Annotated in this window: 17 protein-coding genes; 6 read left to right on the forward strand and 11 right to left on the reverse strand. The window is 67.1% G+C overall.

Going from position 1 to position 20,179, the window contains the following annotated elements:
* Positions 1-2: 2 nt before the first annotated feature.
* Both LQV39_RS16025 and ppa read left to right on the forward strand, forming a co-directional pair.
* Complete coding sequence (locus LQV39_RS16025; RefSeq protein ID WP_290368594.1) at positions 3-1,199, forward strand: heme biosynthesis protein HemY; 1,197 nt, start codon at positions 3-5, stop codon at positions 1,197-1,199.
* Between the two features lie 104 nt (positions 1,200-1,303).
* Entirely contained in the window at positions 1,304-1,840 is a 537-nt protein-coding gene (gene ppa / locus LQV39_RS16030) for an inorganic diphosphatase (RefSeq protein ID WP_230027133.1), read from the forward strand.
* A gap of 122 nt (positions 1,841-1,962) precedes the next feature.
* Here the strand turns inward: ppa and LQV39_RS16035 are convergent, their stop codons facing one another.
* From LQV39_RS16035 to LQV39_RS16080, 10 genes are all read right to left on the reverse strand, one after another.
* Positions 1,963-3,438, reverse strand: coding sequence for a PA domain-containing protein (locus LQV39_RS16035; protein WP_230027134.1), 1,476 nt, complete (start codon positions 3,436-3,438; stop codon positions 1,963-1,965).
* On the reverse strand, positions 3,425-3,847 hold the full coding sequence (locus LQV39_RS16040; RefSeq protein ID WP_230027135.1) for a post-PEP-CTERM-1 domain-containing protein: 423 nt from the start codon (positions 3,845-3,847) through the stop codon (positions 3,425-3,427). The genes LQV39_RS16035 and LQV39_RS16040 overlap by 14 nt, the downstream gene beginning before the upstream one ends.
* A gap of 12 nt (positions 3,848-3,859) precedes the next feature.
* Positions 3,860-4,516: a choice-of-anchor J family PEP-CTERM protein gene (locus LQV39_RS16045; RefSeq protein ID WP_230027136.1), complete on the reverse strand. Its 657-nt coding sequence runs from the start codon at positions 4,514-4,516 to the stop codon at positions 3,860-3,862.
* Between the two features lie 324 nt (positions 4,517-4,840).
* Positions 4,841-5,905: a branched-chain amino acid ABC transporter permease gene (locus LQV39_RS16050; RefSeq protein WP_230027137.1), complete on the reverse strand. Its 1,065-nt coding sequence runs from the start codon at positions 5,903-5,905 to the stop codon at positions 4,841-4,843.
* Between the two features lies 1 nt (position 5,906).
* Positions 5,907-6,929, reverse strand: coding sequence for a branched-chain amino acid ABC transporter permease (locus tag LQV39_RS16055; RefSeq protein ID WP_230027138.1), 1,023 nt, complete (start codon positions 6,927-6,929; stop codon positions 5,907-5,909).
* A complete protein-coding gene (locus tag LQV39_RS16060) occupies positions 6,926-7,651 on the reverse strand; it encodes an ABC transporter ATP-binding protein (RefSeq protein WP_230027139.1) in 726 nt (241 codons plus the stop codon). The genes LQV39_RS16055 and LQV39_RS16060 overlap by 4 nt, the downstream gene beginning before the upstream one ends.
* The gene (locus tag LQV39_RS16065) at positions 7,644-8,414 is read right to left on the reverse strand and encodes an ABC transporter ATP-binding protein (protein WP_230027140.1); all 771 of its coding nucleotides are present in this window, start codon (positions 8,412-8,414) and stop codon (positions 7,644-7,646) included. Before LQV39_RS16065 ends, LQV39_RS16060 begins: the two co-directional genes overlap by 8 nt.
* 1 nt (position 8,415) lies before the next feature.
* On the reverse strand, positions 8,416-9,621 hold the full coding sequence (locus tag LQV39_RS16070; RefSeq protein ID WP_230027141.1) for a substrate-binding domain-containing protein: 1,206 nt from the start codon (positions 9,619-9,621) through the stop codon (positions 8,416-8,418).
* Positions 9,622-9,653: 32 nt separating this feature from the next.
* On the reverse strand, positions 9,654-10,526 hold the full coding sequence (locus LQV39_RS16075; protein WP_230027142.1) for an alpha/beta fold hydrolase: 873 nt from the start codon (positions 10,524-10,526) through the stop codon (positions 9,654-9,656).
* Positions 10,527-10,595: 69 nt separating this feature from the next.
* Positions 10,596-12,974, reverse strand: a complete 2,379-nt coding sequence (locus tag LQV39_RS16080; RefSeq protein WP_230027143.1) for a TonB-dependent receptor — start codon at positions 12,972-12,974, stop codon at positions 10,596-10,598.
* A 272-nt stretch (positions 12,975-13,246) separates the two neighbouring features.
* Here LQV39_RS16080 and LQV39_RS16085 point away from each other — a divergent pair, with 272 nt between their 5' ends.
* The 3 genes from LQV39_RS16085 (at position 13,247) to LQV39_RS16095 (ending at position 16,883) form a co-directional block, all read left to right on the forward strand.
* Positions 13,247-14,167: a LysR family transcriptional regulator gene (locus tag LQV39_RS16085; RefSeq protein WP_230027144.1), complete on the forward strand. Its 921-nt coding sequence runs from the start codon at positions 13,247-13,249 to the stop codon at positions 14,165-14,167.
* A complete protein-coding gene (locus LQV39_RS16090) occupies positions 14,167-14,679 on the forward strand; it encodes a GNAT family N-acetyltransferase (RefSeq protein ID WP_230027145.1) in 513 nt (170 codons plus the stop codon). The genes LQV39_RS16085 and LQV39_RS16090 overlap by 1 nt, the downstream gene beginning before the upstream one ends.
* Before the next feature lie 74 nt (positions 14,680-14,753).
* Positions 14,754-16,883 (forward strand): bifunctional diguanylate cyclase/phosphodiesterase, encoded by a 2,130-nt coding sequence (locus tag LQV39_RS16095; protein WP_230027281.1) that lies wholly within the window; start codon positions 14,754-14,756, stop codon positions 16,881-16,883.
* On the opposite strand, the gene fliD is transcribed toward LQV39_RS16095, so the two are convergent.
* Positions 16,849-18,177 (reverse strand): flagellar filament capping protein FliD, encoded by a 1,329-nt coding sequence (gene fliD, locus LQV39_RS16100; RefSeq protein ID WP_230027146.1) that lies wholly within the window; start codon positions 18,175-18,177, stop codon positions 16,849-16,851. The genes LQV39_RS16095 and fliD overlap by 35 nt on opposite strands.
* 133 nt (positions 18,178-18,310) lie before the next feature.
* Between fliD and mrdA the strand changes: the two genes are divergently transcribed.
* Complete coding sequence (mrdA, locus tag LQV39_RS16105; protein ID WP_230027147.1) at positions 18,311-20,167, forward strand: penicillin-binding protein 2; 1,857 nt, start codon at positions 18,311-18,313, stop codon at positions 20,165-20,167.
* Positions 20,168-20,179 lie beyond the last annotated feature (12 nt).

Consider the following 20,179-nt stretch of genomic DNA (forward strand, 5'->3'; position numbering starts at 1 on the left):
CCATGCGCCTGCTCCTCTGGTTAGTCGCCCTGATGGCCGCGGCGATCGGCATCGCCGTGACCGCCCGCTTCAACCCCGGCAACGTGGTGTTCTTCTACCCGCCGCACCGGATCGACCTGTCGCTGAACCTGTTCGTGGTGCTGGCGGCGCTGCTGTTCCTGGTGCTCTACGTGCTGGCCCGGGCGGTGCGGGCCACCCTCGGCATGCCGGCGCGGGTGGCCGAGTACCGCCTGCGCAAGCGCGAGCGCGAAGCCAACCGCGGCTTGCGCGAGGCCCTGAAAGCCCTGTTCGAGGGCCGCTTCGGCCACGCCGAAAAGGCCGCCAAGCGCGCCGCCGAACTGCCGGACAACGCCGGCCTGGCCGCCCTGATCGGCGCCCGCGCCGCCCACCGCATGCGCGAACCGGCCCGCCGCGACGCCTGGCTGGCCGGCGTCCTGCACGACCCGTCGCTGAAGACCGCGCGTCTGATGACGGTGACCGAACTGCTGGTCGACGAGCACAAGCCGGAAGCCGCGCTGGAAGCGGTGCAGGAGCTGAACGCCAGCGGCCAGCGCCACATCCACGCCCTGCAGTGGGCAATGAAGGCCAACCAGCAGGCGCGCAACTGGCCCGAGGTGCTGCGCCTGGTGCGCACCCTGGACAAGCGCAACGCCCTGCATCCAGCCCTGTCCAGCCGCCTGCGTGAGATGGCCTATGAATCCCTGCTGGGCGAAGGCGGCCACGATGCCGAAAGCCTGAAACGCATGTGGGCGACGGTGCCGAACGCGGACCGCTGCAAGCCCTACATCGCAGCGCGCGCGGCAAGCGCCTTCAATGCCCGCGGCCTGCACGATGAAGCCCGCGTGATCGTCGAAGATGCGCTGAAGGCGGAGTGGGACGAGCGCGTGGTGCGCGCCTACCGCGAAGCCGCCGGACCGGAAGGTTCAGGCACGCTGCTGGCCCAGATCGAGAAGTGCGAAGGCTGGCTGCGCGCGCATCCGGGCGACGCCGAGCTGGCCCTGACCCTGGGCGCCCTGTGCCTGCGCCAGAAGCTGTGGGGCAAGGCCCAGCGCTACCTGGAACAGGCCCTGATCGATGCGGTCGGTCCGGACCAGGTGCGCGAAGCCCACCTGAAGCTGGCCCAGTTGCACGAAGCCCTGGGCCAGCAGGAAGAGGCGAGCCGCCACTTCCGCCTGTGCGCGCTGGCGACCGTACTCTGATTCCGAATTGAAAGGGGGCGAACTTGTGCGGCGCACAAGCTTATGCCAATTCGCTATAATGGCCCCCTTTATTATTCCTAAAGCAAGCCAATCAAGGACCAACCATGAGCCTGAACAACGTCAACGCCGGCCGCGATGTGCCGAACGATTTCAACGTCGTCATCGAGATCCCGATGAATGGCGACCCGGTCAAATATGAAGTGGACAAGGAATCCGGTGCGATCTTCGTCGACCGCTTCATGGGCACCGCGATGCACTACCCGTGCAACTACGGCTACGTTCCGAACACCATCGCCGACGACGGCGACCCGTGCGACGTGCTGGTGATCACCCCGTTCCCGCTGATCCCGGGCGTGGTCGTGCGCTGCCGCGCACTGGGCGTGCTGCAGATGACCGACGAAGCCGGCGGCGATGCGAAGATCCTGGCCGTGCCGGTCGAGAAGCTGGCGCCGCAGTATGCCAACATCAAGACCCATGAAGACGTCTCGGAACTGACCCTGCGCCAGATCCAGCACTTCTTCGAGCACTACAAGGACCTGGAAAAGGGCAAGTGGGTCAAGGTCGAAGGCTGGGCCGGCCCGGACGCCGCCAAGGCAGAGATCGTCAACGGCGTGAAGAGCTACGAAGGCCAGGCGAAGTAATCGTCTGCCGCCTGCGAAGACAGGAGGGCCGGCACCCGCGAGGGGCCGGCCCTTTTCCTTTTCAGATTACCAGCCGATCATCACCAGCCGATCATCACCAGCCGATCATCACCAGCCGATCATCACCAGCCTATATCCTGCAGCAGCGGGAAGGTGAGGTCGCGCGGCGGCGTCACCTCGTGGGTCAGGTCGTCGTTGATGGCCGGTTCCATCAGCTGGTTCGGCTTGGCCTCGGTGGTGTAGTGCGACACCGTCGAACCCGGCGAGTAGATGGTCGGCGTGTACATCAGGATCCGGCCTTGGGCGTCGGCGCCGGCCAGGCGGGCCGTGTTCAGGCCCAGGCTGGCGACCACGCCGGACTGGGTGCGCGAGCGCCGCTGCAGGCTGGCCTTGAGCGTGGCGCCGTCGGCCTGGGTCACGCGCACCGAGGGGATGGCGATGGTCGGATCGTTGCCGCTCATGCCGGCGACGTCGCCCGGGGCATTGTCCGCCACCACCATGCCGATCGCGCCGGCGGCCTGCACGTTCTTCGCCTTGGTGACGAAGTCGCAGGTGCCGCGGTCGACCAGGGCGATGTTGCCGCGGACCGCCAGCGCGTTCAGGGCGTTCAGCGGATCGCAGGCCAGGCCGGCGCCGTTGGCCTGGTCGACCACCGGCATCAGCTGGCCCTGCACCGGCGGGTTGGCCAGCGGCGGACCGAAGGAAGCGTCGCCGACTTCGTAGTTGCCGGCGGCCGAGCCGGCCGCGGCGCCCGTGATCGCCAGGTTCGACATCGGGTCCAGCACCTGCGGCACGGCGGCGGTCACGCGCGGGCCGTTCCAGGACAGGCCGCGCCAGGTCACGGCCGAGGCGGCGCGCTCGGCGGCGGTGCTCTCGACCCAGGTGCGATTGGTGCGGTTGTTCAGCAGGTAGTAGTCCCAGATCGAGGGGATGTCGAGGATTTCCTCGCCGGTCTCGTCGTCGGTGAAGGTCTGGAAGCCCAGGCCGTGCGCGAATTCGTGCAGCAGCACGGTGACGAGGTCGATCTGGTCGCCGAAGTTGCGGTCCAGGCCGAGGTAGAAGCCATTGCCAGGCAGGCAGTCCTGGAACAGGCCCAGGCGCGAGTTGAAGCGCGCGATGATGTGCGGCTCGCCCGGGGTGGCGACGTCCTCGCCGGCCAGCTTGCTGGCCAGGGCGGCCGGGTACCAGGTGTTGGCGCGCGGCGCGTTGGTGAAGTCGCTCCAGATCTCGTTCGCGCCGGCCGAGCCCAGTACGGCGCTGGTGGCCGTGCAGGACAGCGGCACGAAGGACGCGCCGATGCGGATCGGCACGCTGCTGGTGAGCGTGGCGCCCCAGATGTCGGCGGCGCGCTGGAAGGCGTACAGGCGCTGCTGGCCGAGCGTGGTGCCGGGATTGCCGCCCACCGGTACGGCCGGGGTCGGGTCGTTGAAACCTTCGCCGGCAGCGTTCTGGTTGACGATCACGATGGTGGCGGCGGCGTGCGCGGTGGTCATCGCGCCGACCGCCAGGGCCAGGGCGCAGGCGAGGGTGGCGACGATGCCGGCGGCCGCCTGCTGCAGGCGCGGATGGCCGGGCTTTTCAGAATCAGCGGGCTTCATGGCGATGCTCCTTGTGCTCGGCGTTGGTGGGATGCTGCATGGCTTCCTGGGCGGCGGCTTCGCCCTGCACGCACTGCTCGGACAGCTTGCCGTCGGCGCCGCGCGTGACGACGTCGTAGACCAGGGTCTTCTCGCCCAGGCGCACGCCGCGCGCGCCGTCGCGCCGCGACAGCTGCTTGCCCTCCTGCGGCGCGCCGGCGATAGCGGCGGCGGACGGCGGCGCCTTGGCGCGCAGCTGGCGCAGTTCTTCCGGGGTCGGGGCGCGCATCTTGCCGGTCTGCGGGTCGCGCACCACCACCATGCCTTCCCGCGCTTCCTTCCTTTCCTGCGCCTTGGCATGCATGCTCAGCGAGGCCAGCACGCACAGGGCGGCCAGCATGCTCAGGGTCATCATCTTCTGCTTGGACATGGCGATCTCCGATCAGGCGTGAAATTTGCGGCGGCGCAGGCCGAACAGGCCGAGGCCGGCGGCCAGCATCGCCCAGGTGGTCGGTTCGGGCACGGCCGTTACCACGCTGACCGTGTCCAGGCCCACATAGTTCAAGGTATCGGCGGGGCCGTAGTAGCGGAAGGCGAAGCGGCCTTCGCCGCTGGCGTCGACCGTGGCGCTGTACTGTGACCAGTCGGCCGGATAATCGCCGGCGCCGATGATGCCGAGGCTGGTGAAGCCGGAAAGGTCGGTGCCCGAGCCGGACGAGTACAGCACTTCCAGCCGGTCGCTGAAGCCGGGGTCGCCCGTCTGGCGGGTGTAGAAGCTCAGCACCGACTCGCCGGTCAGGTTCAGGACCGGGGTGATCAGCCAGTTGTCGACCGTGCCGATGCCGTTGGCGGCGCCGAGGTAGTTGGCAGCGGCATAGGAATCGGCCGCGCCGGCCTGGGCCGTGAACAGGCCGGCATTGCCCTGGAACCAGGCGGAGCCCGGCGGAACGCTGTTGTTGACCTGGACCCAGCCACTCAGGCCGCTGACATTGCCGAATCCTTCGTTCAGTACCTCGGTGCTCTGGGCCTGCGCGGCCGGGGCGCCGAGTGCGGCCAGCGAGAACGCGGCTGCCGCAAACAAACTATTGACGGGTTTCATGAAAAGCCCTTTCTTGGAAGCCAGTAGGATGGAGAAATCACTCGCGCTGGCTAGTCGACGAGGCCATGCTGAGTTCATCATATGGTTGAGATGACAACAGGCATTGATCTTTAGCTAAGTCGCGGACTGGACTTCATGCGTGATGCAAGGTACTGCCGTGCGGGCCGGCCGGGGGCGTGGAGTGGGACTGGGGAGGAGAAACCGTCGTCCCCGCGAAGGCGGGGACCCAAGTTCGTAGACCAGTACGAACATCTGTTCCTGGTCACGCACCAACTTGGGCCCCCGCCTGCGCGGGGGCGACGGGGGAGGTGCGGGGGCGACTTTCTATTTGCGGCGGAAGCGCAGCTTGCCGACGATGCCGACCGGGAAGAAGTAAATCGAGAGGATGAACAGCACGCCCAGCCACAGCATCCAGCGGTCCGGGTGCAGGGCGGCGGCCAGTACCGGGATGCCGGATAGCGCCTCCGAGGCTTGCCCCATCAGGGTCTTCAGGTAGTTCTGCGCCAGGATGAAGAGGGCGGCGCCGATCACCGCGCCGTACATCGTGCCCATGCCGCCGATCACGACGATCAGGAGGATGTCGGTCATCACCTCGAAGCCGAGCGAAGTCTTGGGCCCGACATAGCGCAGCCACAGGGCCATCAGGGCGCCGGCCAAGGCGGCGACCACGGCCGCCAGCACGTTGGCCCAGATGCGGTAGACCACGGTGCGGTAGCCCAGGGCTTCGGCGCGGAACTCGTTCTCGCGGATCGCCTGCAGCACGCGGCCGAAGGGCGAATTCACCAGGCGCAGCAGGAACAGGAACAGCGCCAGGGCCCCGAAGAACACCAGGTAATAAGTGATCAGCTTGCCGTCGATGGAACGCCCGAAGACCTCGTTCTCCATCAGCGTGTAGCCCGGCGACAGGATCTCCGGCACGCTGAAGGTGCGGCCGTCCTCGCCGCCCGTGAAGTCGGACAGCTGCGAGGCCAGCACCGCGAACGAGGACGCCACGGCGAGCGTGATCATGGCGTAGAAGATGGCGCGCACGCGCAGCGCGAACAGGCCGATCACGAAGGCCAGCGCGACGGTCAGCAGCAGGGCCAGGCCCAGGCCGGTGAAGACGATGCCCCAGCTCGGCTCCTCGACGCTGGCCAGGGCGATGCCGATGCCGTAGGCGCCGATCCCGTAGAACATCGTGTGGGCGAAGGAGACGATGCCGGTATAGCCCAGCAGCAGGTCGTAGGAAGCCACCAGCACGATGTAGACGCAGATGGTGGCCGCGGTGTTCAGCGGGCGCGCGCCCGAGAACAGGAAGGGCGCCAGCAGCAGCCCGCACAGGACCACCAGCAGGAGGGCGCTCAGGGCGCGGCTGCGCGGCAGGTCGCCGGAAAGAAGTTTGATCAGCATGTCAGCCTCGCGACTTCGAATACAGGCCGGCCGGACGCCACAGCAGGATGGCGATCATCAGCACGATATTGGACACCAGCGCCAGCTTGGGCGCCAGGAAGCCGGCGTAGTTGGCCAGCAGGGCCATCAGGAGGGCGCCGATGAAGCAGCCGCCCACCGAGCCCAGGCCGCCGATGATGACGACGATGAAGACCATCACCATGATCTCGCTGCCCATGCTGGCCACCAGGGTTTCCTTGTACAGGCCCCACATCACGCCGCCCAGGCCGGCCAGCGCGGAACCGGCCGCGAATACGCCGACGAACAGGCGGCGGATGCGGTAGCCCATGGCTTCGACCATCTCGCCGTTCTCGACGCCGGCGCGGATCAGGAGGCCGATCTTGGTGCGGTTCAGGGTAAGGAACATCGCGGCAAAGACGACCAGCCCGACAACGACCGCCAGCAGGCGGTATTTCTCGATCGCGGCTTCGCCGATGAAGATGGCGCCGCGCAGCGTGGCCGGCAGCGGCAGCGGGATCTGCTCGGCGCCCCAGATCACGTTGATCAGCTGCTCGGACACGATCATGCCGCCCATGGTGATCAGGATTTGCTTCAAATGCTGGCCGTACACCGGCATGATGACGATGCGCTCGAAGGCCCAGCCGATCAGGGCGGTGACGAGCATCGCCACCAGCACGGCCAACCCGAGCACGCCGAGGTTGGCCAGCAGCGAATCCGCTTCCAGCCAGCCGCGCATGGGCAGCAGCACCAGCGTCGCACTGAAGGCGCCGACCGAGACGAAGGCGCCATGGCCGAAATTCAGCACGCTCATCAGGCCGAAGACCAGGGTCAGGCCGCTAGCCATGATGAAGATCATCATGCCCATGGCGAGGCCGGCGACGGTCAGCGTGACCCAGGTCGGCAGGGAGACGAAGGGCAGCACGGCCAGCGCCAGCGCCGGCACCAGCAGCAGCGGCGCGAGGTCGCGCTTTGCCGCCGGCAGCGGGGCGTCGGCCTGCTTCGCGAGGGGAAGGCTTGCGCTCATTGGTGAGAGTCCAGTGAAAGGCCGAGCAGGCGCTGCTGCAGCGCGTCGTCGCTGGCCAGGTCGTGCATCAGGCCGGCGTGGGCGACGCGGCCGTCGTCCATCACGCTGACCGTATCGCCGAGCGTGCGCACGAAGTTGAAGTTCTGCTCGACCAGCAGGATGGTGGTATTCGTGTCCTTCAGCTCGCGGAAAGCCATCATCAGGCTTTGCACGATGCTTGGGGCCAGGCCCTTGGTCGGCTCGTCCACCAGCAAGAGCCGGCGAGGTTCGACGATCGCGCGGGCGATCGCCACCATCTGCTTCTGGCCGCCGGAGAGGTTGCCGGCCGGGTAGTTCCAGAATTTCTTCAGGGCCGGGAAGAAGCCGCAGATCCAGTCGACGCGCGCTTCGTCCAGTGGGCCGTTGCGCGCGGCCAGGTACAGGTTCTCGCGCACCGTCAGCTCCGAAAACACGGCCATGCTTTCCGGGACGTAGGCGATGCCGGCGCGCGCGATGTCGGGCGTGGACAGTTTCGTGATGTCGCGGCCGTCGAACACGATGCTGCCGGCGCTGGCCTTCCACAGGCCCATGATGGTGCGCAGGGTAGTGGTCTTGCCGGCGCCGTTGCGGCCCAGCAGGACCGCGAGGCCGCCGCGCGGCACCATCAGGTCGATGCCCTGCAGGATGTGGTACTGGCCGATGTGGGTGTGCACGCCCGACAGCGTCAATATCGGTTCAGGCATGTTCAGGTGTTCCAAGATAGGCTTCCTGTACGATTTTCGATTGCATGACTTCGCGCGGCTCGCCGTCCGCCACCAGGGTGCCGTTGTGCAGCACGATGATGCGGTCGGCCAGCGAGCGCACCACGTCCATCTTGTGCTCCACCAGCAGCACGGTCTTGTTGCGCTCCGCCTTGACCTGGTGGATCAGGTCGAGCACGACCGGGACTTCGTCCACGCTCATGCCGGCGGTGGGTTCGTCGAACATCAGGATCTCCGGCTCGAGGGCCAGCAGGATCGCCACTTCGAGCTTGCGCTGGTCGCCGTGGGGCAGGGTGCCGACCGGCAGGTCGCGCCTGGCGGCCATCGACACCCGCTCCAGGTAATGCTCGGCGCGTTCGATGATCGCCTTGTGGCCGAACCACACCGAGAACATGTTCAGGCCAATGCCGGCGCGGCTCTGCACCGCCAGGCGCACGTTTTCCAGCACCGTCAGGTGCGGGAACAGGTTCGTCAGCTGGAACGCGCGGCCCACGCCCAGGCGGGTGCGGGCCGCGGGGCCGAGCCTGGTCACGTCCTTGCCTGCCAGGTGCACGCTGCCGGAAGTCGCCGCCAGCTGGCCCGAGACCAGGTTGAAGTAGGTGGTCTTGCCGGCGCCGTTGGGACCGACGATCACGGTCAGGGTGCCGGGATAAAACTCGGCCGTCACCCCGTTCACCGCGACGTGGCCGCCGAAGCGGATCGTCAGGTCGCGGGTGGAAAGGGATGGCTGTGGTGCGGCAGCCATGTCAGCGCTTGTTCCGCACCGGCAGCGGCAGTTCGGAGGCCGGGATCTCGCGCACCAGTTCCAGGATGTCCCACTCGTTCTTCTGGTCTTTCTTGATGCGGAAGTGGTACATCGGCTGCAGCGCCTGGTGGTCCTCCTTCCGGAACGTCATGGTGCCCTTCGGGGTCTCGAAGGACATGCCTTCCATCGCCGCCGCCAGCTGGTCGCCGTTCGCGTTCGGCACCTTGGCCAAAGCCGCGACCACCGCGCCGGCCGCCGCCATGCCGCCCGCCGTGAACATGTCGGGCGGGGCCTTGAAGCGCCTGGTGTGCTCCGCGACCAGCCAGTCGTTCATCTTGTTCTTCGGGAAGCCGTAGTAATAGAAGATGGTGCCTTCGGTGCCGGCGTAGGCCTTCCAGGTCTTCATCACCGGCAGGATGTTGCCGCCCGGGGCCAGCGCGATGCCGTAGCGCTCGGGCTTCATGTCGGCGATCTTGTTCAGCGGGTTCGGGCCGGCCCAGACGATGGCCAGCACGCGCGGCTGCGGCTTGTCCTTCAGGGCGTCGAAGATGCGCTGGGTCGGCGCGGTGAAGTCGGTGGAGGTGGCCGGCGCGTATTCCTCGTGCACGACCCTGGCCTTGCTCCCGGTGGCGGCCAGGGCTTCCTTGCCGGCCTTGACGGCGTCGCGGCCGAAGGCGTAGTCCTGGGCGAGGAAGGCCACGCTGCCGCTCTTCAGCGTCGATGCCGCCGCCAGCGCGTCCTGCATCGAGCTGCGCGCGGTGCGGAAAATGTACTTGTTCCACTTGGCGCCGGTGATCTCGTCGGCCACCGCCGGCTCCACGATCAGCACCTTCTTGTATTCCTTCGCCACCGGCAGCATCGCCAGCGCCGAGCCGGACGAGGTCGTGCCGACCGCGATGTCGACCTTGTCGTCGCCATAGGCCTCGGCCAGCAGGGTGCGCCCGAGGTCCGGCTTGCCCTGGTCGTCCTTGACGATCACCTTGATCTTGCGGCCGTTGATTTCCATCTTCCCGCCGGTCAGGTATTCGAGGCCCATCATGAAGCCGGTCTCGGTTTCCTTGGCATAGGCTTCCAGGGCGCCGGTCTTGCCGGCGATGAGGGCGACCTTCAGGTCCGGGGCGGCGAGGGCGCTGGAACCCGCGGTGGCGATGAAGGCTGCCAGCAGGGCGGTGCTCATTGGCTTGATCATGGGCTTGATGCGTTTCATGTGGTCTCCTCGTTTCTCTTGCTGTGTTCTGTTCAGGGCACGGTCGCCAGGAACTCGGCGATCGCCTTCAGCGCCGCCGGCTCGGTCAGCATCGGCGCGTGGCCGACCTGCGGCACCTCGACGTACTGCATGTTCGGCGCCGCGCGGCGCATCCAGTCGGCCTGGCGCGCTTCCACCAGGTCGGACAGTTCGCCGCGCACCAGCATCACGGGACGCTTGCGCGCCAGCCGGCGGAAGGCCATCCGCGCCGCCAGGGACGTCGGACGCAGTTTACCGGTTTGTAGTGCAATGGCAATGTTCGGATCGTAGCGCGGGCTCAGGCTGCCGGTTTCGTCCTGTTCGAAGGCGCGGCGCGCCCACTTGCCCCATTCCTCCTCGGAGTTGTCGGGGAAGGCGCACAGGTTGATGTCCTTGATGAAACCGGCGGCGTCGTCCCAATTGCCGAGTGCCACTGCCTTGCCGGCATAGCCCGCGATGCGCGCCAGGCCCTTCTCGGACAGTACCGGGCCGATGTCGTTGAGGATGGCCGCCGCCACCAGGTCGATGTGCTGCGCGGCCAGGGTCATGGTGATCAGGCCGCCCATCGAGGTGCCGATGAAGACGGCGCGCGCGATGCCGAGTTCGTGCATCAGCCTGGCCACGTCGCCGGCGTAGACCACCGGGTTGTAGTTGTCGTGCCGGGGGTCGCGCTGCGAGTGTCCGCGTCCACGCACGTCGACCGCGATCACGCGCCGCGACAAGGCCGCGATCAGGGGCGCCAGTTCGTCGAAGTCGGCCGAGTTGCGGGTCAGGCCGTGGATGCAGATCACGGGCAGGCGCGCCGGCCCGCTGCTTCCGGCGTAATCGCGCGCGTACAGGCGCAAGCCGTCATCGCTCGTGAAGCTGAGTTCAGTGTAGTTGGACATTGGACCCCGTTATGTCTTGAAAAGAGGGCGTCCCGCAGGACGCCCCTGTGGCCGTCTTACGGGGGCGGATCAGAACTTCACGTTGACGGTGGCGCGCACGGTGCGCGGGTCGCCGTAGAACGCGGTGACGGTGTTGAAGAAACCGGAGAAGTTGTAGCCGGCGGTCTTGTAGCGCTTGTCGGTCAGGTTGCGGCCGTGCAGGCCGACCTGGATCTTGCGGTCGCTGCTGGTCCAGACCAGGCCCGCGTCCCACAGCGCATAGCCATCCTGGGCCAGCATCAGGTTACCGGGGATGGTGGCGTCCAGGCTGGCCACGCCGGTGCTGCGCGCGATCTCGGTCTGGTACACCTTGCCCTTGTAGGACAGGCTGTTCGACAGGCTGAAGGAACCGGAACGGCCCATCACCGCCATCGGCCATTCATAGTTGACGGCGATGTTGGCCGAGTTCTTCGGCGTGTTCTGGAATTCGGTGCTGCCGGCGATGTTCACCAGGGACGCGCCGTTCGCCACCATCCACTCGTTGTACTTGGCATCGATGTAGCTGTACATCGCGTTGACGCTGAGCTGGTTGGTCACGTAGGCGACGGCTTCCAGTTCCAGGCCCTTGATCTTGGCCTTGCCGGCGTTGGTCAGCGAGCCGGCGAAGCCGTTCACGTTGCCGGCGGCGTCGAAGGTCGGGATCGAGCCCGGGATCTGCACGTTCTTGTAGTCGGTGTAGAAGACCGCGGCGTTGGTCTGCAGGCGCCCGCCGTTCATCGAGGACTTCACGCCCAGCTCGATGCTGCTGACTTCCTCGGGCGCCACGCCGGCGCGCTTGGCCAGCGACACCGTGGAGGTCGGGCCGCCAGTGGCCGCCAGGTCCATGCGCGGGTCGAACATGCCGCCCTTGAAGCCCTTCGACCAGGTGGTGTACAGATTGTGCTCCGGGGTCAGCTTGTAGCCGAAGCCCAGCTTGGGCGTGAACTTCTTGTCGGTGCGGTGCAGCGCATCCTTGCCGAGGTTGGTGTTCGGGGCGCCGAAGGCGACGGCGCCGGCATTGCCCAGGCGCGGCGAGCTGTTCAGGCCCAGGTAGGTTTGCTTGAAGATCTCGGCGCGGCGCTCGTCCTCCGTATAGCGGCCGCCCACCGTGACGCTGAAGGCATCCGTCACGTTGTAGCTGGCGTCGGCGTAGGCGGCCCAGGTTTTCGAATCGATGTCGTCGTGGGTCAGCAGCGACAGGCCGCCGGCGGCGTTGTACAGCACGTCGAAGTCGTTGTAGGCGTTGGTCTTCATGTAGAACAGGCCGGCCACGCCCTGCACCTTCTGGCCGGTGTAGGTCAGCTGGAATTCCTGGCTGGTCTGGTTGTCCTTGTAGAAGGACGGTGCTTCCCACAGCGGCACTTCGAGCGAATCGAAATCGATCGGCGCATAGGACTTCGATTTGCGGTAGGCGGTGATCGACTTCACCGACAGGGTCGGGTCGATCGTGTATTCGGCCAGCAGCGAGCTGCCTTCGGTGGTCACCTGCTGCTCGTGGCCCAGCACTGTGTACAGGTTGGAGCGGGTGTCGTAGGTGCCGGAAGCCGGCTGGATGTTGCCCGGCGCCGGGCCCAGGGTCAGGCGCTGACCCTGGCGCGCTTCCGAATCGTCGACGGTCTTGTCGGTGGCCAGGCGGATGAACAGGTCGGGGGTCGGGGTCAGCTCGAGGCTGACGCGGCCGGCCATTACGTCCTTGTTGTAGTTCTGGCGGCCGTTGAGGATGTTGTGGCCGAAGCCGTCTCGGTTGAAGGTGCCGACGGTCGCGCCGATGCGCAGGATGTCCGAGATCGGCATGCTGCCCTTGAGAACCAGGTCCTTCTCGCCGTAGTTGCCGAAGGTGACTTTGGCGTCCAGCGTCGGCTTCGGCGCCAGCTTGCGGGTCACGTACTTGACCGCGCCGCCGATGGTGTTGCGGCCGTACAGGGTGCCCTGCGGACCGCGCAGCACTTCGATGCGTTCGAGGTCGTAGATGTCGGTCAGCGCGCCTTGCGGGCGGGCCAGGTAGATGTCGTCGAGGTAGATGCCGACGCCCTGTTCGAAGCCGGCCACCGGATCCTGCTGGCCGATGCCGCGGATGAAGGCGGTCAGGGTGGTGTTGGTGCCGCGCGAGGCCTTCAGAGTCGTGTTCGGGACGGTGTCGGTGAGGGCGGTGATGTCGGGGATCGCGCTCTTTTCCAGCTCGGCGCCCGAGATCGCGGTGACGGCGCCCGGCACGTCCTGGATCAGCTCGGCGCGGCGGCGCGCGGTGACGACCACCTGGTTGATGTTGTCGTTGGCCGCGGCAGGGGTTGCGGCGGCGGTGGTGGTGGCGGTGTCAGCGCCTTCCTGGGCATGAGCTGCCCCGAACGAACCGCCATAGAGCGCCAGCAGGACGGCGGTGGAGATGGCGGAACGGTTCAGTAACATCAGTTTCTTTTCGGTACGACGCATCGTATGTCTCCTAGTATTTTTGATAGCAGCATGCGTTCAGGTTTTTCGCACGGTTGAAGTTTGCCGCGCACAAGACTGGTTGAATAGATAACAACGCGCTCAGCAGGTGTGCAAAAATGCACAGGCAGGCTTTGAGACCGTGCATACACGAGCCGGGGAAGCGCCTGTTTCACTCTGGCGAAGTGCTGCTTTGAAGCTGCACCGAGGAAATTCTTGGCGTCGAAATGTGCACTGGTGCACAATAACTGTTGCTGATATCAGACAATCATCACATGCATACCTTGCCCGAATGGACTGATCTGCGTTTTTTCCTCGAACTCGCGCGCGCCGGCACGCTGTCGGGCGCCTCGCGCCGGCTGGAAGTCGAGCACACGACCGTGGCGCGGCGCATCGACCGCCTCGAAAGCCAGCTCGGCACGACCCTGTTCGACCGCTCGCGCGAAGGCTATGAACTGACCGAGATGGGCCACGCCCTGCTGCCGCACGCGGAAGCGATGGAAGGCGCCTCGCTGGCCGCGCTCGAGCAGCTGGGCGGGACCGAGCTCGGCGCCCAGGGCGTGGTGCGCCTCGGCGTGCCCGACGTGTTCGGGATCAGGGTGGTGGCGCCGCTGCTGGTCAAGCTGCTCGACACCCATCCGGACCTGGCTATCGAGATGCTGTCGCTGGCGCGCTTCGCCAACCTGGCCAACCGCGAGGCCGACCTGGGCGTGATGCTGGACCCGCCCGCCACCGGCCGCTACGTGGTCACGCGCCTGGCCTCCTTCCGCTTCTACCTGTACGGCTCGCCCGAATACCTGGACCGGCATCCGCCCATCCGCACCCAGGCCGACCTCGAACGCCACGACTTCGTCGACTACGTGCAGGACCGCCTGGCCAGCCGCGAACTGTCCTACCTGAACGAACTCGGTTTCACGCCGCGCCGGCGCTTCTGCTCGCTGGGCATGGGCGCCCAGGTGGAGGCCGCGGCGCTGGGCATGGGCCTGATGATGGCGCCGCCCTATGCGATTCCGGACGACGGCCGCCTGGTGCCGGTGCTGCCCGGCTTCTACGCCGAGCGCTCGTTCTGGCTGGCCGCACCGGCCGACCTGTACCGCCTGCGCCGCGTGAAAGTGGTGTGGGATTTGCTGCGCGACCTGGCCGACAACAATCCTTCGCTGTGGTGGGTGAAGGGCGATATCGGGCGCGCGGCCTGATGCGGGTCCGTGCTTACACGGAAGCGGACCATGAAGCCGTGAATGCGGTGGCGCGGGCGGCATTCGCGCAGTATTCGCGGGATTACGAAGACTGGCCCAGCTTCATCGAGGGCATCGGAAGGATGGCGGACCTGTCCGCGAACGCCGACCTGCTGGTGGCCGAGCAGGATGGCGAAATCGTCGGCGCGGTGGCCCACGTGGCGCCGGGCAAGCCGCGCGCCGATTTCTTCCCGGACGAGTGGTCGGTGATCCGCATGCTGGTGGTCGATCCGGCGCGGCGAGGGCAGGGCGCCGGGCGTGCGCTGGTGGCGGGCTGCCTGCGGCTGGCCCGCGAAGCCGGCGCCCCCTTCATCGGCCTGCATACGAGCCCGGTCATGGCCTCGGCCCAGCGCATGTACGAGGCGATCGGCTTCGTGCGCGACCGGGACCTGGCGCCTATCCGCGGCGTGCCTTATGGGCGCTACGTGCTGGCGGCCGCGGATATTCCGTCGGCATTCGAGCTGCCGGCATAGCGCGGCCGGCCGACGTGGCGCGGCTGCCGGCGGCCCACGTTATACTGTGCACGGACCACAGTGTATTGACGACCATGCCGGAAAGCCCGCCCACGCCCCTGTCCGAAACTCATCGCGTCCCGCGCGCGCTCGCCGTGGCGGGGCTGCTGATCGTCGCCATCACCATGGCGCTCACCGGCCTGCTGGTCTCGAGCTACCGCAGCACGATAGAACGCGAAGAGACCAACCTGCGCAACCTGGCCGAGGCCTATGCCGCGCAGACCCATTACGCGATGCTGGCGCTGGACACGCGGCTGGCGCGGTCCATCGACAGCGACAGCGCCGCGCCGGACAGCGTACCGCAGGTCGCCCTCGGCGCGCCGGACAGGGCCGGCCGCCGCACGACAATCACGCTGGTCCGCAGCCTGCCGGCCGCGGACGGCGGCGCCGCCAGGCGGGTCGCCATCGACACCGACGTATCCTACATCCAGCGCATCTTCGCATCGAGCGACCTTGGCAGCGGCGGCTCGGTGACCCTGCTGCGGCGCGACGGTGTCATGCTGGTGCGCAGTCCCACCTTGCCGGATGCGATCGGTCGCTCCTTCCTGAACACGCCGCTGTTCCAGGTCCACCTGCCGCGCATGCCGGCCGGCGCCTTCGAGGCCACCAGCCCCACCGACGGCAAGCGCCGCCTGTACGGCTACGGCGCGGTCGCCGGCTATCCGCTGGTGATCATCACCGGGCGCGACAAGGCCGACACGCTGGCGGTATGGCGCGGCTGGCTGTGGGTGGGCGTGCTGGCCTGGCTGCTGCTGTCCTCGACGCTGGCGCTGCTGGCCTGGCGCATCGGGCGCGAAGCCGAGCGCCAGGCGGCCCTGATCGGACGCTTGAAGACCAGCGAGAACCGGCTGACTTACCTGGCCGATTTCGATCCGCTGACCGGCCTGTCCAACCAGAACCGGCTGCGCCGCGCGCTCGGCGAGGCGACGGACGCCGCGGCCCGCGAGGGCGGACAGGTGGTGCTGGTGCTGGTGGCGCTCGAACGCCTGCACGAAGTGGGCGACCTGCTGGGCCACGAAGCCGGCGACGAGGCGGTGCGCGAGGCCGCCGCGCGCCTGCGCCGCCTGGCGCCCGAGGCGATGTGCCCGGCGCGCGTCAGGACCAACGAATTCGGCCTGCTGGTGCGGACCGCGCAGGCAGGGGAGGCGGTCGACGGCCTTGCCTTCGAACTGCACGCGCGGCTGTCCGAACCGGTGCGCGTGCGCGAGCGCGAGTTCCACCTGGAGCCGGTGATCGGGGTCGCCGCCTATCCGCAGGACGCCGGCTCGGTCAACGAATTGATGCGCCTGGCCGACATCGCCAAGCACCGCGCGCGCGGCGACGGCGGCGAGCCCGTGCACTTCCATTCCGACGCCAGTCATTCCCATCTCGACGAGCGCCTGCTGGTCGAGGAGCAGCTGCGCCGCGCGCTGGAGCGCGGGGAATTCAGCCTGGTCTACCAGCCCAAGATCGCCATCGCCAGCGGGTACATTACCGGCTTCGAGGTGCTGCTGCGCTGGCACAATCCGCTGCTCGGCCAGGTCTCGCCGGCGCGCTTCATCCCGATCGCCGAACAGACCGGCCTGATCGTCGGCATCGGCAACTGGGTCCTGCGCAGCGCCTGCGAACAGGCCAGCGCCTGGCGCCGCGAATACGGCTTCCAGCCCAGGGTGGCGGTCAACCTCTCGATCCGCCAGTTCTACCAGAAGGATTTGCTGGACACGATCGCCTCCGCGCTGGCCGACGCCGAGCTGGCGCCGGATGCGCTGGCGCTGGAGATCACGGAGAGCATCGCCATGAGCCGCATCGACGTCGTCGAGCGCCTGCTGGCGGGCATCCGCGCGCTCGGGGTCGAGCTGGCCATCGACGATTTCGGCACCGGCTATTCGAGCCTCGCCTATCTGAAGCGCTTCCCGGTGCAATGCCTGAAAGTCGACCGCGCTTTCGTCCACGACCTCGGGCGCGATGACGACAGCACGGCGATCGTGCGCGCCATCGTGGCGCTGGGCCATGGCCTGAAGATGCGTATCGTTGCCGAAGGCGTGGAAACGGAGATGCAGCTGGCGCTATTGCGCGAGCTGGGTTGCGACGAAGCGCAAGGCTATCTGTTCGCGCGCCCGGTCGACGCGGCGGCAGTGCCGGCGCTGCTGCTCACGCGAGATAGTCAAACACCGACATCGGCTTGACCTGGCCATTGCCGAACAGCGTGCTGCCGCCGTAGCCGGCGCCGGCCAGCGCGTACTGCTGCGCCAGCATGGCCGCCTGGCGGCTCACGGCCTCCGTGATCTTGTCCTTCTTGTCGCTCAGCTTGTCGACTTCCTGCTGCACCGCGGCCGCCTGATTCGCCACCGCGCCGCCGCTGCCGATCTGCTGGCCGGCACGCCTGGCCATCTGCTCGGCCAGGCCGCCGCCGGATTTCACGAACACGCCCATGACCCGCTCGGGGTCGTCGGCGATGGCCGCCTTCAGCTTCGCTTCGTCCAGCACCAGACCGCCGTTCCTGCGCGTGATGCCCATCGCGGCCAGGGCCTTGCCGTCGGCGCCGTCGATCAGCTGACCCATTTGCGCCGTCACCTGATTCAAGGCCGAGTCGGACGCCGCATCGCCGCTGCGCAGGGCGGCCAGCTTGCCGCTCATGCTGTTGAAGGCGGATACGAACTCCTTGACGTTGGCGCCGATCGCGCCTGGGTCGCGCGCCACTTTGATCTCGCTCTTGCCGATAGCGCCGAGGGTCAGCGAGACGCCGGCGATGGCGGTATCGAGCTTGTTGGTGCTTGCGCTGACGGCCTTGCCGTCGACGCTCAGTTGGGCGTCCTGGGCCGCGGTCTTCTGCGTCATCGCGCTGTTGATGCCGGGACCGTAGGCGAACAAGCCCTGCAGCACCGGATCGCCGCTGACGCCGATGCGCATGCCGTTCGCAGCGCCGCTCCTGCCGTTCAGGCTCAGCGCATAGCCCTTGCCGTCCTGGACCACCTGGGCATCGAGGCCGGCCTCGCGCATGGCCTTGGCAATGCCGTCCAGGGTGTTATTGCTGCTGTCGATCTTCACGGTGGTGGAACTCGATCCGCTCTCGACCTTGATCGTGGCGACCGCGCCCGTGCCCAGGGCCGCGGCGCGGTCGGGCAGGGCTTTACTCATCAGCTGCTGGGCCTGGGCCAGTTGCCTGACCTCGACCGTATGCGTGCCGGCCACGGCGCCGGCGCCGCTCAGCTTCGCATCGACACCCTTGGCGCTGCTGCTGGCCGCCATGTCGAGGCCGGCCGCGGACAAGCCGCCGAGCGCGCTGCGGAAGCCGTCCAGGGCCAGGGCCATCTTGCCGAGGCTGGACAGGCGCGCGTCGTCGCGGCGCAGTTGGGCGGCTATGGTCTTGATGCCCGGATTCTGGGCCAGCAGGGACTTGGTGGCGCTGGTGTAGAGGTCGGACAGGTGGCCGCTCGTGCCGCCCAGGCCCAGTGCCAAGTTCGTGGTCGAGATAGTCATGGATAGATTATGCGCCAGGAAGCAATTCTCTAATGTAATTAATTGCATCACTTAATGGCACCAATTCTGCCATTCGTCCCACAGCAGGATTTTGCGCATTTCCCAATTGCATGATCTGCTATGCTCCCGCGCCATGACCGAACTGAGAGACAGCGATCGCGAGATCCACCATTTCCGCATGCGCCTGAGCTTGCTGGGCCTGTTCGTATTGATCTGCTTCAGCCTGCTGGTGGCCCGTTTCGTCTGGCTGCAGGTGGTCAAGCACGGCAAGTACATGGCCCAGGCAGAGGACAACCGCATCTCGCTGCTGCCCATCGTCCCCAACCGCGGCCTGATCCTGGACCGCAAGGGCGTGGTCCTGGCCAGCAACTACTCGGCCTACACGCTCGAGATCACGCCCTCGAAACTCGAGGCCAATCTCGACTCCGTGATCGACGAGCTGGCCAAGCTGGTCGCCATCGAGCCCAGGGACCGCAAGCGCTTCAGGCATCTGCTCGAAGAATCGAAGAACTTTGCCGGCGTGCCGATCCGCACCCGCCTGAGCGACGAGGAGGTGGCCCGCTTTACCGCCGAGCGCTTCCGCTTCCCCGGCGTCGAGGTGCAGGCGCGCCTGTTCCGCCAGTACCCGCTGGGCGAGGTGGCCTCGCACGTGCTGGGCTACATCGGCCGCATCAACCAGAACGAAGCGAAGGCGATCGAAGCGGGCGAGGACGCGGCCAACTACAAGGGCACCGACCACATCGGCAAGGAAGGCATCGAGAAGAGCTATGAGCGCCAGCTGCATGGCGTCACCGGCTACGAGGAAGTCGAGCGCTCGGCCGGCGGGCGTGCGATCCGTACCTTGTCGCGCACGCCCCCCAGGCCGGGCGCGAACCTGATCCTGTCCATCGACATCGAGCTGCAGAAGGTCGTCGAGCAGGCCTTCGGCGACAGGCGCGGCGCCCTGGTCGCGATCGAACCGGGAACCGGCGACGTGCTGGCCTGGGTGTCGCGGCCCGGCTTCGACCCCAACCTGTTCGTCGACGGCATCGATCCGCAAAGCTGGAACGCACTGAATACTTCGCTCGACAAGCCGCTGATGAATCGCCCCTTGTCCGGCACCTATCCGCCCGGCTCGACCTTCAAGCCCTTCATGGCCCTGGCCGCGCTGGAACTCGGCAAGCGCCGTCCCGAGCAGGGCGTCCAGGACCCGGCCTATTTCATGCTGGGCGGGCACCGCTTCAACGACGATGTCGCCGGCGGCCACGGTTACGTCGACATGTACCGCTCGATCGTCGTCTCTTGCGATACCTATTACTACCAGCTCGGCAACGAGATGGGCATCGACCTGATCAGCACCTTCATGAAGCAGTTCGGCTTCGGTTCCCCGACCGGCATCGACCTCGACCACGAGAAGGGCGGCGTGCTGCCTTCGCAGGAATGGAAGCGGGCGCGGTTCAAAAACAATCGCGCCGCCCAGAAATGGGTGGGCGGGGACACGATCTCGATCAGCATCGGCAACGGCTACAACAACTACACCATGCTGCAGCTGGCGCATGCGGTGGCGACCCTGGCCAACGACGGCGTGATCATGAAGCCGCACCTGGTCAGGATGCTCGAGGATGCGGCCAGCCATGCGCGCACGCCGACGGTGCCGCGGGCCGCCGGGCGTATCCCGCTGAAGCAGGAGAACGTCGACTTCATCCGGCGCGCGATGGTCGGGGTGACGACCGAACAGGCCGGATCCGGCTACAAGGCCTTCCATGGCGCCGGCTATGTTGCCGGCGGCAAGACCGGCACCGCCCAGGTGGTCGGGCTGAAGGGCGCCAAATACAATCGCGGCATGACCCCGGAGCGCCTGCGCGACAACGGCCTGTTCATCGCCTTCGCGCCGGCCGACAAGCCGAGGATCGTGCTGGCGCTGGTGGTCGAGAACGGCGAGTGGGGCGCCGCATCGGCCGCGCCGATCGCGCGCAAGGCGCTCGATTACTACCTGCTGGGCAAGCGCTAATCCAAGCGTGCG

Source organism: Massilia sp. Bi118 (assembly GCF_918697865.1).
Classification (GTDB): domain Bacteria; phylum Pseudomonadota; class Gammaproteobacteria; order Burkholderiales; family Burkholderiaceae_D; genus Telluria.